Here is a 16,691-nt window from a genome sequence, read left to right as displayed (position 1 = left end):
GTAGATGACTACTCTGCTGGAATTTACCGGGTCAGTCGAGTTTGACTTCCGGCGGCTCGGGGGCATCCTTGGGCGCAGGCTTGATCTCGGCGGGCGCCGAAGCCGGTGCAACCAGCGGCGGGGCGATGGTCTTGTGCTCGGGTTCGACGGGCACCATCTTGTATTCCTGGCCCTGCATGTTCTTGAGGTAGACCTCCATCTGCCGGAACGAGATGTTGATCTTGTGCTTCTTGAACTCCTTGTTGATGAAGCGGTTGATCTCGTCCAGCACCGGGTTGCGGTCGCCCAGGTCGTGCACGTGCATGCGCAGTTCGTGGTCCAGCGTGCTCTCGCCGAAGTTCAGGAAGTAGACGATCGGCTCCGGCTCCTTGAGCACCCGCGGGCTGTCATGGGCGGCCTGCAGCAGCAGAGTGCGCACCAGGTCCAGGTCCGAGCCGTAATCCACGCCCAGTTTCAGGGTCACGCGGGTAATGGTGTCGGTCAGCGACCAGTTGATGAGCTGTCCGGTGATGAACGTCTTGTTCGGGACGATGATGTCCTTGCGGTCGAAGTCGGTGATGGTGGTCGCACGGATGCGGATCTTGCTCACGGTGCCCGACAGGTTGCCAATGGTGATGGTGTCGCCGATCCGCACCGGACGCTCGAACAGGATCATGATGCCGGAGATGAAGTTGGCGAAGATTTCCTGCATGCCGAAACCCAGGCCGACCGACAGCGCCGCCACCAGCCACTGCAATTTGTCCCAGCTCACGCCCAGTGCCGACAGTGTGGAGACAAAGCCGACGCCCGCAATGATGTAGGAAAGCAGGGTAGTGGTCGCGTAGGAACTGCCCTGCTTTAGGTTCAGTTTCGACAGCACGAACACTTCCAGCAGGCCCGGCAGGTTACCCGCCAGCACGAAGGTGATGCCGATGATGACCAGCGCGCCGATCAGGTCGCCCAGGCTGATGGGCACCATGCTCATGTTGGCGCCGGTGCCGCTGGTGTATTCGTACAGGGTGATGTTGTCCAGGTACGAGAACACCGTGATCAGGTCGGCCCAGACCAGATACAGCGCACCGATGAAGCCGCCGATCAGCGCCAGGCGGATCAGGCGCAACGACTGCTGGTTGACCTGCTCGATGTCAAGCGTCGGCTCTTCGACCAGCACTTCGCCTTCGCCGGCTTCCTTGGCCGCCTGGCGTTTGCTCAGCGCGCGGTTGTAGGCCAGACGGCGTGCCGCGACGCCTAGGCCGCGCACGAACGCCGCTTCGATGACCAGCCACAGCATCATCAGATACAGGGTGTCGATCAGCCGGTCGCTGAGTTTCAGCGCGGTGTAGTAGTAGCCAAAGCACACCGCCAGGAACAGCGCGATGGGCAGCGCGGTAAACGCCAGGCCCACGGCGCGGCGGAACAGCGAGGCGTTCTGGTGCGTGGGGCTTGTCAGCAGCAGCTTGGCCAGCAGCCAGGTCATCATGGCGTAGCAGGTCAGGACCACGGCGATGCCGATGACGTCGTCGGCCAGAGCGGAGGGCTCGTGCTCGGCCACAGCCACCACGGTGACCAACGCCAGCACAACCAGGCCCATGCGCCGGATCCAGCCACGCAGAAATTCGACCTGCGGCTTTTCCCAACGGAAGTGCAACTGCGCCACGCCACCCGGCGCGAGGATGCGGTAGGCGGTGTAGAACACCAGCCAGGCCAGGGAAATCTGCATCAGCGCCGCGCCCAGATTGACGTTCTGCTCCCGGGCGTCGATCTGCAGCGCCAGCGCGCACAAGGCCAGTGCCAGGGACAGGGGCATGGCCAGCAGGATGTTGATGAAGATCGCCAGCGGCGTCTGCCACTGCCTGTCGCGCTTGAAATGGCCGATGTCGCCATGCAGGCGATTGAGCTTGGCGTACAGCGCCTTGCGCTTCCACATCAAGGCGCCGATGACCAGCAACAGCGGCAGGAAGATCAGCGGGCGCTGGCTCAGGCCGTCGCCCAGTTCGCTGACGGTGGACGTCCACGGCAGCGTGGTGATCTGCTTCATCAGGCGTGGCTGCACCCGTTGGAACCACTCAAGGTCCAGCGGCTTGTTGCTGGGAATCCAGAACATCTGCTCGTCCAGGGTCTGGCGCAGGCTGGTGGCCGTGCTGACCAGTTGCTTCTGGTTGAGCTGCAGGGTGATGGACTCGTTGAGCAGGGCGCTCAGTTCGCGGTTCAGGCGTTCGAGCAGGTCGCTGCGGGTGGTGGCCAGGTCCAGCAGGGTCTTGCGCAGCGCCGGGGTTACGTCTTCGGGCTTCTGGGTGGCCAGCAGGGTGTCGACGTAGCTGGCCGGGTTGCTCATCTGCTCGCGCTGCTGGTTGACCTCGAACTGATACAGGCGAATGTCGGCGATTTCGTCCGCCAGGCCGCTGTCGAGCTTGAGCTTGGGCAGTGCCTGTTTCTGTTTATAGAGAATCTTGGACAGCAGCAGGCTGCCGCTGAGCACGTTGATCTGCTCGTCCATCGCCGCGTCGGTCTGGGTGATGGCGTCCAGCTGGGTCTTGGTCTTGAGGTTCTGCTGAGTCAGTTCGTTGAGGCGGTCGGTGCCGCGCAGCAGGTAGTCCGAGAGCTTGAGGTTGGTCGCGCTTTCGGTCGCCAGCAGGCTGCTGCCGCCAGCTTTTTGTGCCTCGATGGACAACTGCGTCACGGTTTCCTGGGACTGTGCGCGGCGCTTGTCGTTGATCAGCGTTTGCAGGTCCTGGATTTCCTGGTCTTGGCGGGCGACTTTTTCGGTCAACAGGTCACGCTGGCTGCCGCCCAGGTCCTGCAACTGGCTGTTGCCGGCCAACTCCTGGCGACGCAGGGCGATCAGCGCGTTGATCGAGGCCAGTTCTGCATTGAGCTGGTTGCGCTGGTCGGCGCTGATGGCTTTGCTGCCATCCTTGCCTGACTTGAGAATGCCGCTGATGGTCTGCATGCGCGTCTGGCTGCTGCTGATTTCCGCCTGCGCACGCTCGGGGCGGGTCTGGGCGGTGATCGTCAGGCTGTTGGCGTCGTTCAGGGCTTTCTGCAGGTCGGCCTGCTGGGCGCTGCGCTGGCTGAGCAACTGCTCGAGGGCCGGCACGTCCATGTTGGCGTAGCGCTGGGCCACCGGTATCTGGCGGATGCCCTTGAGGCGTGTCAGTTCTTTCTGATTGTCTACCGTCTGTTTCGGCGCGTCGGCCAACTGCTTCTTCAGGTCTTCGAGCTTGCGCTGGTTGTCCTTCTGGCTGGCCAGGAACGTGAGCGTCTGCTCCAGCACCTGTTGCAGGGCTTTCTGGTCATCGGGCGACAGCTTGCGGTCGGCGATCTTGTCCAGGCTCTGCTGAACGGCTTCGCTGGACGGTGGGGGCGTGTCGGCGGCGTGAGCCGGGACGTTGGACAGGCAAAGCCCCAGCAAGGCTGAGGCAAGAAAGGTACGCAGCGAGAACATAGACACCGGGTCGAACAATCAGGAAAGGGGAGCAGTTTAGAGGAACAACCCGGGACCCGGGCGGCTTCCTTCGGGGAATCTGACGCCCACTTTGAGGATCTTGTTCCCCTCCATCACTGCAACTGTCCAAATAGTTCCGTTCCATTCGATCTGGTCGCCGACGATTGGCTCGCCGCGATTCTTCTGAATGATGAACTGGCTCAGCGGCATATTCGAATCTAGGCCGTCGAGTTTCAGACCGTACAAAGCCGCGACAGCCCCGAGCTGAGCGTCTCCCTCGAGGACGAAGTCACCGAAGAAGCGCAGATCCAGACCACGCTGCGGTGCCTGGCTGAACAGCTTGCCCAGTGCCGGAAGGTCGTGTTCGTGGCCGATCACGCACAGCAGGTCACCGGTCTCCAGCACCGTACTACCCGACGGATGGAGCAGTTGCTGGCCGCGAAACAGGGCGGCGATCCGGGTGCCTTCGGGCATTTTCAGCTCACGAAGGGCCGCGCCGATGCACCATTTCTCCGCACCGAGTCGATAAACGAACAGTTCCCACTCGCTGGTCACGTGAACTTCCAGCGCCGCGCGGGAGATCGGAGCAGGATCTGGCGGAACCGTCACCTTCAGCCACTTGGCCATCCACGGCAGGCTCGTGCCCTGCACCAGCAGCGACACCAGCACGATGAAGAACGCCAGGTTGAAGAACAGCTGCGCCTGAGGCAGCCCGGCCATCAGCGGGAACACCGCCAGAATGATCGGCACCGCGCCGCGCAGGCCGACCCAGGCGATAAAGGCCTTTTCGCGGCCATGGAACACCCGAAACGGCAGCAAGCCGGCGAGCACCGACAGCGGCCGCGCCACCAGAATCATCCACAGGGCCAGGCCCAGCGCAGGCACGGCAATCGGCAGCAGATCGTGAGGCGTGACCAACAGGCCCAGCACCAGGAACATGCCGATCTGCGCCAGCCACGCCATGCCGTCGAGCATGTGCAGGATGCCGTGGCGGCTGCGAATCGGCTTGTTGCCCAGCACCAGGCCGCAGAGGTAGACGGCCAGAAAGCCGCTGCCGTGAATGGCGTTGGTCAACGCGAAGACCGCCAGGCCCCCGGCGATCACCAGAATCGGATACAGGCCGTTGGCCAGGTTGATCCGGTTGACCAGTTGCAGCATCAGCCAGCCGCCGCCCAGGCCCAGAATGCTGCCGATGCCGAATTCCTGAATCAGATGCCCCAGCAGGCTCCAGTGCAGGCCGGTCTGGCCGCTGGACAGCATGTCGATCAGCGTGACGGTGAGAAACACCGCCATCGGGTCATTGCTGCCAGATTCGATTTCGAGGCTGGCCGTGACCCGTTCGTTCAGGCCCTTGCCGCCCAGCAGCGAGAACACCGCCGCCGCGTCCGTGGAGCCAACGATGGCGCCGATCAAAAGGCCCTGGATGATGTTCAGGTCGAACAGCCAGGCCGCGATCATGCCCGTCAGCCCGGTGGTGATGAGCACGCCCACCGTCGCCAAAGACAGCGCAGGCCACAGGGCCACCCGGAAACTCGCCACCCGCGTGCGCAATCCGCCGTCGAGGAGGATCACCGCCAGTGCCAGGTTGCCGACCAGATAGGCCGTTGGGTAATTGTCGAAGATGATACCGCCGCCATCGACACCGGCCGCCATGCCGACCGCCAGAATGATGACCAGAATCGGGATGCCCAGACGCGACGACAGCGAACTGACCAGAATACTTGCGCCCACCAGCAACGCGCCGATCAGGAACAGGCTGTTGATGGTCGTGGCATCCAAGGGCGGTACTCCAGACAAAAGCAGATAAGAACGCATGCGCGGACTGACATGCAGTCCACGTGCCAAGGGATTTAACCCGTTGAATTAGCGAGCTGTCAAAGCTTTGTCGAGTGTCCGGTGCGCAATGCCATGTCTGGATAAATCAGAACCAGCTGTCCTGAGTGGCCAGGCAGACATCATCACGGGCTTGCAGAATCGCAAGCTCATGGTGGCAGGCTGGCACTTCCCACGTCAGGAAGTAGCGCGCCGCTTGCAGCTTGCCCCGGTAGAAGTCGGCGTCGGTTTCGTTGCCTGCATTCAGACCCTCCTGGGCGCGAATCGCCTGCTCCAGCCAGCGCCAGCCGATCACGGTATGGCCGAAGGCTTTTAGATACAGCGCCGAGTTGGCCAGTGTGCCCGTGACTTTGCCTTGGGCCAGGTCGGTCAGCAGTGCCAGCGTGACCACTTGCAGGTTGGCGACGATCTTTTCCAGCGGCTCGCGCAACGAGTCGAGGTTCTGGTGCTGCTGCGCACGCTCACAGGTGGCTGCAATGAGACGCAGCAGTTGTTTGAGCCCGGCCCCGCCGTTCTGCGCCAGCTTGCGCCCCAGCAGGTCAAGCGACTGAATGCCGTGGGTGCCTTCGTGGATCGGGTTCAGGCGGTTGTCGCGGTAGTATTGCTCCACCGGGTATTCGCGGGTGTAGCCGTGGCCGCCGAGGATCTGGATCGCCAGCTCGTTGGCCTTGAGGCAGAACTCCGACGGCCAGGATTTGACGATGGGCGTGAGCAGGTCCAGCAGCTCATGTGCCTGGGTGCGCTGGTCCGCGGTTTCAGCGGTTTGCGTGTCGTCGAACAGACGGGCGGCATACAGGCCCAGATCGAACGCACCTTCGACATAGGCTTTCTGGGTCAGCAGCATGCGTTTGACGTCGGCATGCTGGATGATCGAAACCTGCGCGCTTTCCGGGTTCTTGCTCTCGGGCAGCCGGCCTTGCGGACGCTCGCGGGCGTAGTCCAGTGAGTACAAGTAGCCGGCGTAACCCAGCATCACCGCACCCATGCCGACGCCGATGCGCGCCTCGTTCATCATCTGGAACATGTAGCTCAGGCCTTGGTGCGGCTTGCCGATCAGATATCCCGTGCAGTTGCCGTTGTCGCCGAAATTCAGCGCGGTGGACGTGGTGCCGCGCCAGCCCATCTTGTGGAACAGCCCGGCCAGCAGCACATCATTGCGCGGCCCAAGGCTGCCGTCGTCGTTGACCAGGAATTTCGGCACGATGAACAGAGAGATCCCCTTCACTCCGGCAGGCGCGTCCGGCAGCTTGGCCAGCACCAGATGGACGATGTTCTCCGACAGCGGATGGTCCCCACCTGAGATAAAGATCTTGTTGCCGCGCAGGCGATAGCTGCCGTCTGCTGCGGGCTCGGCGCGGGTGCGGATGTCTGACAGGGACGAGCCGGCGTGGGGCTCGGTCAGGGCCATGGTGCCAAAGAACCGGCCCTCGATCATCGGCTGCAGGAAGCGGCGCTTTTGCTCCTCGCTGCCGAAGTTCTCGATCAGGTTCGCCGCGCCCATGGTCAGAAACGGATAGGACGCAGAAGCCGCGTTGGCGGCCTGAAAGTGCGCAAAACAGGCCTGAGACAGCAGCGTCGGCAACTGCATGCCGCCGTCTTCGAAACCGCGAGCGGCATTGAGAAAACCCGCCTCGAGAAACGCATCCACCGCAGGTTTGACCTCAGGAATCAAAACCGCCTCGCCATTCTCGTAGCGCGGCTCGTTTTCATCGTTCTTGCGGTTATGCGGGGCAAAGAACTTCTCGGCAATGGTCCGCGCCGTCGTGATCGCCGCGTCGAACGTCTCCCGACTGTGCTCGGCAAAACGCTCCCGCCGAGTCAGCGCCTCGGCGTCCAGCACCTCATATAGCTCGAAAGCCAGATTGCGGGAACTGAGCAGCATCTCGGACATGGCGGCGTACCTTTCATTGAAGTGCTGCCGAGTCTAGGAGGGCGAGGGTGGGGTGGGTAGCAAGATTGATTTGGGTGATGGGGGGGTAGAAAAGCGGTGGGTCTGTGTGGCGCAGGAACGTCGGTATCCAGCCGTGGTTTTTCGGAAGCAACTGAAAACGGAATCATCCTACGTTGATAGAAGATGTATCCGGCATTCCTGGATCAGCAAAGACGGTATCAAGGCCGAGTGTTTTTATTGGTCATGTCTTTTCAAGGGGCCGGAGATGAATGAGGTTGTTGCCAAAGGTGAGATAAGACGTCATCAGTTGCAGCGAATAGAAAGCCCGGTTTTCGCAACACGTGAAATTCAGAGGGCTTTGAGTGATCCCGCCAGTATCAGAGGGTTGCCCGAATTGATTCGAGAGTGCGGTATCTCTATAGAAGACTGCCAGTTGGATTACCATAGAAGCCGAATTGGTGAAAAGATTAATCGAGGTGATTGGTTTTTTATAACGGACAGGCCTATCAAGCCACTCACCTCTGTTGAACTCGAAAAGTATTACGGGTTCAGGTTTTCAGCACCTCCCTGCCGGCAGCTAAGCATGGCGAGGGCGAACATGTGTCTGCCCCACGGCCCGGGCCGTTGGGTGACCCTTGACATACAGGCCGATATCGCAACCAACGCATTGTCCTTCGCTGCAAACTGGCTCACTTCCAGAGGGGATGAAGGGCGGGTATTTCTTGCTGAGGGGAAGGATTATGCGAATACGTTCCGGACGATAATTCAGGAATGGCAGCCTCTAACGGACGGGGAGAGGCGGCTCAAAGCTAAATCGGTCCATCGCGAATTCGGCGAGCTGCGCCACATCAGGCAGCAATTCGTAGAGGCGGATGACCATTGGCAACTATCTGGCAGCTCTTGGCACTGGCGTCCTGTTACGGCGGACATTGAATATGAACTCAAGGAAAAGTGAGCGGATGGGTCGAATAAAACTTTCTGCTGAGAAGGTTTATGTGGGTTGGGGAGTCTTTGATGCTATTTATATTGTTCGTTATGTGTTGTTGAGCGTGAGTGCAGGCAGGATCCCTTATGTGGACGATTTTAACAGTGCCATGGGGCTCTTGGCCGTTCATGGGGCTTTGCCGAAGTTTTTGGCGGCTTTGGTATGGGCGTTGGAAATTTCAATCGTATTGAGTTGTTGCTTATTTTTCTTGCGCTGGCGCATTGCAAGATGGTTGGCCTACGTTCAAGTGCCATTGAGGTTGGTGCTGTTTGTTCCCTCAATTTCTGTGCTGTTCATGGGGGCAGATCTTAAAGAACGGTATGGCATTGCCCTGCTTTTGTCGTTGTTAGTTATTTCTGAAGGTTTGAAGGTATGGACGTTATGGGTAAGTGGCAGGGGGCGTTATGCCTTGGAGTAATTCTGTAATAGGCCGTGCCTGTAGGGGATATGTAGCAGCACGGCTCGCCGGCGGGGGGCGATTTTGAGTGCGCTGTCGCCGGCAAGCCGGACTGCTACGGTGGGTGGGGTTGGGCGCGAATGGTCGAAGCGCCGCAGGGTGTGTAGGAGCGCGCTTGCCCGCGATTGCGTCGGGGCGGACAACGCAGGGGGCCTGACCTGGCCCCGTCGCGGGCAAGCGCGCTCCTACAGAGGTTGGTTTAGGCCACCTGTAGCAGCACGGCTTGCCGGCGGGGACGATTTCGAGGGCGCTCCCGCCGGCAAGCCGTGCTGCTACGGTGTGCGGTGTTGAGCACAAATGCCCGAACGTCCGCAGAACCTGTAGGAGTGAGCTTGCTCGCGATTGCATCAGTGCAGACACCGCAGTGGTGTCTGACCCGACGCCGTCGCGGGCAAGCGCGCTCCTACAGAGGTTGGTTTCGGTCACCTGTAGCAGCACGGCTTGCCGGCGGGGGCGATTTGAGGGCGCTGTCGCCGGCAAGCCGGACTGCTGCGGTGGGTGGGGTTGGGCGCAAATGGTCGAACGTCCGCAGAACCTGTAGGAGTGAGCTTGCTCGCGATTGCGTCAACACATATTCCGCAATGGCGTCTGACCCAACGCAATCGCGGGCAAGCGCGCTCCCACAGCGATCGGGGCCGATTGTCTATCTGAGTATGGCTTGGAGGCGGGGGCGATTTTGAGGGTGGTCCCGCCGGCAAGCCGTGCTGCTACGGTGGGTGGGGTTGGGCGCAAATGGTCGAAGCGCCGCAGAGCGTGTAGGAGCGCGCTTGCCCGCGATTGCGTCGGGGCAGACAACGCAGGGGTATTTGACCTGGCCCTGTCGCGGGCAAGCGCGCTCCTACAGAGGTTGAGGTAGATGATCCGTAGCAGCACGGCTCGCCGGCGGGGGCGATTTTGAGGGTGGTCCCGCCGGCAAGCCGGACTGCTACGGTGGGTGGGGTTGGGCGCGAATGGTCGAAGCGCCGCAGGATGTGTAGGAGCGCGCTTGCCCGCGATTGCGTCAGTGCAGACACCGCAGTGGCGTCTGACCCGACGCCGTCGCGGGCAAGCGCGCTCCTACAGAGGTTGGTTTAGGTCACCTGTAGGAGCACGGCTCGCCGGCGGGGGCGATTTTGTGGGCGCTGTCGCCGGCAAGCCGGACTGCTACGGTGTTATTGCGTTTTATCGGGGGGGGGGTTAGCCAATCGTCATCAGGCTTGCGTTACCACCTGCTGCCGCGGTGTTTACGCTCAGCGCGCGTTCGATCACCAGGCGTTCCAGCGCGATGCTGGTTTCGCCTTTGGACAGGCCGTGCACACCCACGATGGCGCCGTTGCGTTGGGCGACTTGCTCGCAGATGACGCGCAACTGGTCGGAGTCGCCGTGGTGCAGTACGGCTTCGATCAGTACGTCGTCCTTGTTCCAGTCGCCTACCAGCTTGATCCGCGCCTGAACTTCTTTTGGCAGGCGTTTGAACAGCGGTTTGCTCAGCTCGTTGTCCGGCACGATGGCAGTGCTGCCAACCGCCAGGACCGCAGCCAGTTGCGTCAGCAAGTCGGCCTCATCTTCTGCCAGGCACAGCACGTGCTCGCGGGGCAAGATGCTGTAGCTGTTGCGCTCGCCGGTCGGGCCTGCCAGCTGGCGAGTGACGCCGCTTTGCGATTGCTCGGCGAACTGCGAGATCACCGCCTCCAGATCCGCCAGTTGCTGGCTCGCAGCCCAGGCTTGCAGGGCGGTCAGTGGCTTGAGCAGCACGTCGCGCATGCGGGTGTCCGGTGTAGTCCCGGCGTCACGCAGCGCGAAGGATTTCTGCACGGCATCGGCAGGGCGCGTCGACAGCAGACGATACAGGTACAGCGGGCCACCGGCTTTCGGGCCGGTCCCCGACAGGCCTTCGCCGCCGAACGGTTGCACCCCGACCACCGCACCCACGATGTTGCGGTTGACGTACATGTTGCCCGCGTTCACCGAGTCGATCACCTTGGCGATGGTCTCGTCGATGCGGGTGTGTACACCCAGGGTCAGGCCGTAGCCCGACGCATTGATCTGGGCGATCAACTGATCCAGTTCCTTGCGCTTGTAGCGCACCACGTGCAGGACCGGGCCGAAGATTTCACGCTGCAGCTCGTCGAAGCTTTCCAGCTCGATCAGGGTCGGCATCACGAAGGTGCCGCGCTTGATTTCGTCGCTGTCGGCGATGGCGACCTGGTAAACGTTACGGCCTTTGTCGCGCATGGCCTGAATGTGTTTCTCGATGCCTGCCTTGGCTTCGGCGTCGATCACCGGGCCGATGTCCACGGACAGGCGCTCAGGGTTACCCAGGCGGCTTTCGGCCATGGCGCCCTTGAGCATTTCGATGACACGGTCGGCGGAATCTTCCTGCAAGCACAGTACGCGCAGGGCTGAGCAGCGCTGACCGGCGCTGTCGAACGCCGAGGACACCACGTCGATGACCACTTGTTCGGTCAGCGCCGAGGAGTCGACGATCATTGCGTTCTGGCCACCAGTTTCGGCGATCAGCGGAATCGGACGGCCTTGAGAATCCAGGCGACCGGCGATGTTGCGTTGCAGTAGGCGGGCGACTTCGGTGGAGCCGGTGAACATCACGCCCTTGACGCGATCATCGCCGACCAGGCGCGCACCGACGGTCTCGCCACGGCCGGGCAACAGTTGCACCACGCCTTCGGGGATACCGGCTTCGAGCAGGAAACGCACGGCCTGGGCAGCGACGAGCGGGGTCTGTTCGGCAGGCTTGGCCAGGACCGGGTTGCCCGCAGCCAGTGCCGCAGCCACCTGGCCGCTAAAGATGGCCAGCGGGAAGTTCCACGGGCTGATGCACACCACAGGGCCCAGCGGGCGATGGGCGTCGTTGCTGAAATCGTTGCGCGCCTGCACGGCGTAGTAGCGCAGGAAGTCCACGGCTTCGCGCACTTCGGCGATGGCGTTGGCGTAGGTCTTGCCGGCTTCGCGGGCCAGCAGGCCCATCAGCGGCTGGATGTCGGCTTCCATCAGGTCGGCGGCACGCTCCAGGATCGCGGCGCGCTCTGCAGGCGGCGTGGCTTGCCAGATCGGACCGGCACTCAGTGCGCCGAGCAGGGCGTTGTCGACGTCTTCGATGCTGGCTTCCTGCACATGACCGACCACATCACGCAGGTCGGACGGGTTCAGCACCGGGGTTTCAGCGCCCGCACTGACCGGGTGCGCCAGCATCGGCAGGGCTTTCCAGTCGTTGTGGGCGGTGGCCAGCAGGGCCGAGGACAGCGACGCCAGACGGTGTTCGTTGGCCATGTCGATGCCCGCCGAGTTGGCGCGCTCGCTGCCATACAGGTCACGCGGCAATGGAATGCGCGGATGCGGCAGGCCGAAACCGCCTTCCTGGGTGGCCATGCGCTCGATGCTGGACACCGGATCGGCCACCAGTTCCTGGATGGAGATCGACTGGTCGGCGATTCGGTTGACGAACGAGGTGTTGGCGCCGTTTTCCAGCAGGCGACGCACCAGGTAGGCCAACAGCGTTTCGTGGGTGCCGACCGGAGCGTACACACGGCACGGACGGTTCAGCTTGCCATCGGCGACTTTGCCTACAACCTGCTCGTACAAAGGCTCGCCCATGCCGTGGAGGCACTGGAATTCGTACTGGCCGGGGTAATAGTTCTGACCGGCAATGTGGTAGATAGCCGACAGCGTGTGGGCGTTGTGAGTCGCGAACTGCGGGTAGATGACTTCCGGCACCGACAGCAGTTTGCGAGCACAGGCGATGTAGGAAACGTCGGTGTACACCTTGCGGGTGTAGACCGGATAGCCCTCCAGGCCTTCGACCTGGGCGCGCTTGATCTCGCTGTCCCAGTAGGCGCCTTTCACCAGGCGAATCATCAGGCGGTGACGGCTGCGACGAGCCAGGTCGATCACGTAGTCGATCACGTACGGGCAGCGCTTCTGGTAGGCCTGGATCACGAAGCCGATGCCGTTCCAGCCCGCCAGTTGCGGTTCGAAACACAGGCGTTCGAGCAGGTCCAGCGACAGCTCCAGGCGGTCGGCCTCTTCGGCGTCGATGTTCAGGCCGATGTCGTACTGCTTGGCCAGCAGGGTCAGCGACAGCAGGCGTGGATACAGCTCTTCCATGACGCGCTCGTACTGGGCGCGGCTGTAGCGCGGGTGCAGTGCCGACAGCTTGATGGAAATGCCCGGACCTTCGTAGATCCCACGGCCGTGGGAGGCTTTGCCGATGGAGTGGATGGCTTGTTCGTACGAGGCCAGGTATTTCTGTGCGTCGTGCTCGGTCAGTGCGGCTTCGCCGAGCATGTCGTAGGAGTAGCGGAAACCTTTGGATTCAAACTTGCTGGCGTTGGCCAGGGCTTCGGCAATGGTTTCGCCGGTCACGAATTGCTCGCCCATCAGGCGCATGGCCATGTCGACGCCCTTGCGGATCATCGGCTCGCCGGACTTGCCGATGATGCGGCTCAGCGAAGAGGTCAGGCCCGCCTCGTTGTGGGTGCTGACCAGTTTGCCGGTCAGCAGCAGGCCCCAGGTGGCGGCGTTGACGAACAGCGATGGGCTGTTGCCCAGGTGCGGTTGCCAGTTGCCGGTGCTGATCTTGTCGCGGATCAGGGCATCGCGGGTGCCTTTGTCCGGGATGCGCAGCAGCGCTTCGGCCAGGCACATCAGCGCCACGCCTTCCTGCGACGACAATGAGAATTCCTGCAGCAGACCCTGCACGATGCCGGCACGGCCACCGGCGCTCTTCTGGTTGCGCAGTTTTTCGGCAATGGAGGCGGCCAGTTTATGAGTGGCGTCGGCCATCGGCTGGGCCAGACGAGCCTGTTCCAGCAGCATCGGCACCACTTCGGGTTCCGGGCGGCGGTAGGCGGAAGTGATCGCGGCGCGCAGCACCGACTGCGGCAGGATGCTTTCGGCGAATTCGAGGAACGCCTGGTGGCCATTGTCGGCCGGCAGGTCGCCCTGATCGTCGGAATCCTTGCCGGTCAGGCCATTGAGGTCGTTGAGGGTTGCACCACTCTCGAGCTTTTCCAGGTAATTGAAGATTGCCTGCTTGATGAGCCAGTGCGGGGTCCGGTCAATGGACTGCGCAGCTGCCTTCAAACGCTCGCGGGTCGGGTCGTCGAGTTTGACGCCCAGAGTAGTGGTGGCCATTTCTTGTCCTCATAGGAGCCACTGTTCGCGTGGCTATCGTTGCCGCCAAGATTATCTGCGCATCGGACGGGGTGCAACCGGGTGCAACCTGTTTTTTCCGAATATTTCAGAAAGCGTCACGCATGCCCCGAAGTGGGGCGATGGCCCCCTGTAATCAGGCGTTGCGGCGTGCTGCGGCGGTTTTCCGAAAGCCTAATAAAACCAGTCGGTTACATTTTTTGCCCATCCGGGTGCAACTGATTCTCATCTTCTGGTTGCGCCTGTGTTGCTATTCTGTCTAGCATGCGCGCCCTTGGTGCAACCCGTTGCCCCCTGCCATAAAAATATAAAGCATGGACACCCAATGAGCGTCAGTAACCCAACCCTGATCACCTTCGTGATCTACATCGCGGCAATGGTCCTGATCGGACTGATGGCCTATCGATCCACCAATAACCTCTCGGACTACATCCTCGGTGGCCGCAGCCTGGGCAGCGTCGTCACTGCGCTGTCGGCGGGTGCCTCCGACATGAGCGGCTGGCTGCTGATGGGCTTGCCCGGCGCAATCTACATGTCCGGCCTGTCGGAAAGCTGGATCGCCATTGGCCTGATCGTCGGTGCCTACCTGAACTGGCTGTTCGTGGCGGGGCGCCTGCGGGTGCAGACCGAGCACAACGGTGACGCCCTGACGCTGCCGGATTACTTTTCCAGCCGTTTCGAGGACAACAGCGGTCTGTTGCGGGTGATTTCGGCGATCGTGATTCTGGTGTTCTTCACCATTTACTGCGCCTCGGGCATCGTCGCAGGCGCGCGCCTGTTCGAAAGCACCTTTGGCATGTCCTACGAGTCGGCCCTGTGGGCGGGCGCTGCGGCGACCATTGCCTACACCTTCATCGGCGGTTTCCTGGCCGTTAGCTGGACGGATACCGTACAGGCCACCCTGATGATTTTCGCGCTGATTCTCACGCCGATCATCGTCCTGCTGGCCACCGGTGGCGTCGACACCACGTTCCTGGCCATCGAAGCGAAAGATCCGGCCAACTTCGACATGCTCAAGAACACCACCTTCATCGGCATCATTTCGCTGATGGGCTGGGGCCTGGGCTACTTCGGCCAGCCGCATATCCTGGCGCGCTTCATGGCGGCGGATTCGGTCAAGTCGATTGCCAACGCCCGCCGTATCTCCATGACCTGGATGGTCCTGTGCCTGGGCGGCACCGTGGCGGTGGGCTTCTTCGGGATCGCCTATTTCTCGGCGCACCCAGACATGGCGGTTCCGGTAACCGAAAACCACGAGCGGGTGTTCATCGAGCTGGCGAAGATCCTGTTCAACCCGTGGATCGCCGGCGTGTTGCTGTCGGCCATTCTGGCGGCGGTCATGAGTACCCTGAGCTGCCAGTTGCTGGTGTGCTCCAGTGCCCTGACCGAGGACTTCTACAAGGCCTTCCTGCGCAAAGGCGCTTCGCAACTTGAGCTGGTCTGGGTGGGCCGGGCGATGGTGTTGCTGGTGGCGCTGATCGCCATTGCGCTGGCCGCCAACCCGGAAAACCGCGTGCTGGGCCTGGTGAGCTACGCCTGGGCAGGCTTCGGTGCAGCGTTCGGGCCGGTGGTGCTGATCTCCGTGATCTGGAAAGGCATGACCCGCAACGGTGCGCTGGCCGGGATTCTGGTGGGTGCGATCACGGTGGTGCTGTGGAAGCATTTCGAACTGCTGGGGCTGTACGAAATCATTCCGGGCTTCATCTTCGCCAGCATTGCCATCGTGGTGTTCAGCCTGATGGGCAAAGGGCCGACGCCGGGTATGCAGGCGCGATTCGAAGCGGCTGAGAAAGAGTACAAGGCGGCGTAAAAACCTGCCTATAAAGGATAGCCCGCGCTTCGCAAGGAGCGCGGGCTTTTTTGTGTCTTGCACCCCTCCTGTAGGAGTGAGCTTGCTCGCGATGGGGTGTGTCAGGCGACGAATACGTCACAGACAGATCGCAATCGCGAGCAAGCTCACTCCTACAGGTTCGGTGGAGCTATCAGGTCTTGCGGTGGTCGATGTCCAGGTTGAAAAACATCGTCTTGCCGCCTTCGCTGGTGTACCCGGTGTTGTCCTGGGTGTACACGCCGGCTTTGAAATACAGCTGTTCCTTGCTCCAGGTCGCGCTGATGCGGTCGTACCAGGCCATGTTCCCTGCCTTGACGGTCAACAAGCCGGCCTTGTTCAGGTGGATTTCGTAATTGAAGGTTTCATTGAGGGGGATGCCCTCGGCCACGGTGAAAATCCGCGCTTTCTTGTCGGTGGGATGAAATCGCACCTTGGCCACAATGGCGCCGTCCTTGGTGGCGTCGCGGTACTGGTATTCGACCTTCAGCAGTGGCTGGGTGCTTTCGTAGACGTGAATCTGGCCGATCACCACGCGCCCCGAGGAGGGCACCTGCAGCACCTTGAGCTTGGCATTGAGGAAATTGTCGGCGTCGGTGTAGGACCAGTTGCGCAGGGTGCCGTCAGAGAAGGTTTCGCGCAGTTCCGTACGCGGGTAGATGGCGTTGGCAGTCTTGGCGCCGGTGACCGGAGCCCAGAAGGTGACGTTCGACGAGCCGGATTTGAAATATTTGTCGTCGTATCCCTGGACGAGCTTCTTCGTTTCGATGGTAGCGGGGGGCGAGCCCACTGGAATGCTCAGATTCCACGATCCCAGATCAATCATTGTGTATGCTGTCCGATATGTCTCATTGCCAGTAAACGTGTCTGGCGCAAGGGTTTCAGGGGTGCTCCTTATACGTATGGGGGCCTGCTTTGTTAATGTGATTCCGTCGAACGGATACAGTCAAAAGGCCGCTATTTCCTCGCTCTATCCGTTTGGGTGGGGCTGTTAGAGGAGATACCGTTAGTCGGCTTGTGTATTATTTAGAGATGGCATAACGGTGGCGCTGCTTCTCTTTTCCGCATTCGGGGCTAGAGTAAAGGCGATCCGATTCACGGGCGGAGCCCTTTCACCAGGCAGTA

Annotated in this window: 8 protein-coding genes; 3 read left to right on the top strand and 5 right to left on the bottom strand. The window is 61.5% G+C overall.

The window, feature by feature from the left end; all coding sequences use genetic code 11:
• Positions 1-31: 31 nt before the first annotated feature.
• The 3 genes from mscK to NPS29_RS07780 form a co-directional block, all read right to left on the bottom strand.
• Entirely contained in the window at positions 32-3,424 is a 3,393-nt protein-coding gene (gene mscK, locus NPS29_RS07790) for a mechanosensitive channel MscK (RefSeq protein WP_274131780.1), read from the bottom strand.
• A gap of 36 nt (positions 3,425-3,460) precedes the next feature.
• Complete coding sequence (locus tag NPS29_RS07785; protein WP_274131779.1) at positions 3,461-5,203, bottom strand: potassium/proton antiporter; 1,743 nt, start codon at positions 5,201-5,203, stop codon at positions 3,461-3,463.
• A 142-nt stretch (positions 5,204-5,345) separates the two neighbouring features.
• Positions 5,346-7,148, bottom strand: a complete 1,803-nt coding sequence (locus NPS29_RS07780) for an acyl-CoA dehydrogenase (protein WP_274131778.1) — start codon at positions 7,146-7,148, stop codon at positions 5,346-5,348.
• Between the two features lie 52 nt (positions 7,149-7,200).
• On the opposite strand from NPS29_RS07780, the gene NPS29_RS07775 reads away from it, so the two are divergent.
• Together NPS29_RS07775 and NPS29_RS07770 are read left to right on the top strand one after the other, a co-directional pair.
• A complete protein-coding gene (locus NPS29_RS07775) occupies positions 7,201-8,103 on the top strand; it encodes a hypothetical protein (protein WP_274131777.1) in 903 nt (300 codons plus the stop codon).
• A 4-nt stretch (positions 8,104-8,107) separates the two neighbouring features.
• Complete coding sequence (locus tag NPS29_RS07770) at positions 8,108-8,551, top strand: hypothetical protein (RefSeq protein ID WP_274131776.1); 444 nt, start codon at positions 8,108-8,110, stop codon at positions 8,549-8,551.
• Positions 8,552-9,766: 1,215 nt separating this feature from the next.
• Here NPS29_RS07770 and putA read toward each other — a convergent pair.
• Positions 9,767-13,720 carry a trifunctional transcriptional regulator/proline dehydrogenase/L-glutamate gamma-semialdehyde dehydrogenase gene (gene putA, locus NPS29_RS07765; RefSeq protein WP_274131775.1) on the bottom strand — a complete coding sequence of 1,318 codons (3,954 nt, stop codon included), beginning with the start codon at positions 13,718-13,720 and terminating at the stop codon, positions 9,767-9,769.
• A 343-nt stretch (positions 13,721-14,063) separates the two neighbouring features.
• Between putA and putP the strand changes: the two genes are divergently transcribed.
• Entirely contained in the window at positions 14,064-15,548 is a 1,485-nt protein-coding gene (gene putP / locus NPS29_RS07760) for a sodium/proline symporter PutP (protein ID WP_274131774.1), read from the top strand.
• A 172-nt stretch (positions 15,549-15,720) separates the two neighbouring features.
• Here putP and NPS29_RS07755 read toward each other — a convergent pair whose 3' ends face one another.
• The gene (locus NPS29_RS07755; RefSeq protein WP_274131773.1) at positions 15,721-16,392 is read right to left on the bottom strand and encodes a polysaccharide lyase family 7 protein; all 672 of its coding nucleotides are present in this window, start codon (positions 16,390-16,392) and stop codon (positions 15,721-15,723) included.
• Between the last annotated feature and the right edge of the window lie 299 nt (positions 16,393-16,691).

It is taken from the genome of Pseudomonas putida (assembly GCF_028682175.1).
Lineage (GTDB): Bacteria > Pseudomonadota > Gammaproteobacteria > Pseudomonadales > Pseudomonadaceae > Aquipseudomonas > Aquipseudomonas putida_AD.
Note: the sequence above shows the minus strand (reverse complement) of the source record. Positions and strands in the feature narration are given on the sequence as shown.